Annotated in this window: 1 protein-coding gene; it reads left to right on the forward strand. The window is 41.3% G+C overall.

Annotated elements, in window-relative coordinates:
• Positions 1–40 precede the first annotated feature (40 nt).
• The coding region (locus HXW94_RS18905) for an RNA-guided endonuclease InsQ/TnpB family protein (RefSeq protein WP_178368427.1) at positions 41–554 on the forward strand (514 nt) is incomplete at its 3' end.

Below are 554 nucleotides of genomic sequence, written 5' to 3' on the forward strand. Positions count from 1 at the left end.
GGAAGACCGAATACACGTTCCAAAACTTGGGTGGGTAAGGTTGAAGGAAACCTTTTGTAATTTTGGAAAAATACTGAATGCAACAGTCTCTCGAACAGCGGATAAGTGGTTTGTCAGTATCTGTGTCCAAATGGATATTACTCCGGCAACATGCGAAAACCAAGCAGTTGCCGGTGTAGACCTCGGCATTAAGAATCTGGCGACATTTTCCAATGGCGAAATGATCGAAGGCGCTAAGCCTTATAAAAAGTTGCAAAAAAAACTGCGAAGACTTCAACAGGCGTTTTCACGGGCACAAAAAGGTTCTAAAAATCGAGAAAAGCTAAAACGAAAAATAGCTCGATTACATTACCGGATATCATGTATCCGCCACGATACGCTTCATAAGCTCACTTCAAAGTTGGTCCGAAAGTTTTCCGTCATCGTGATTGAAGACCTGAACGTCTGTGGAATGTTGAAAAACAGAAAACTGGCCAAAGCGATATCCGATATGGGATTCCATGAATTTAAACGGCAACTGAAATATAAAGCCGTTATTTCGGGTGTTAATGTAA

This window comes from Desulfobacter latus, from assembly GCF_013389365.1.
In the GTDB taxonomy this organism is placed as follows: domain Bacteria; phylum Desulfobacterota; class Desulfobacteria; order Desulfobacterales; family Desulfobacteraceae; genus Desulfobacter; species Desulfobacter latus.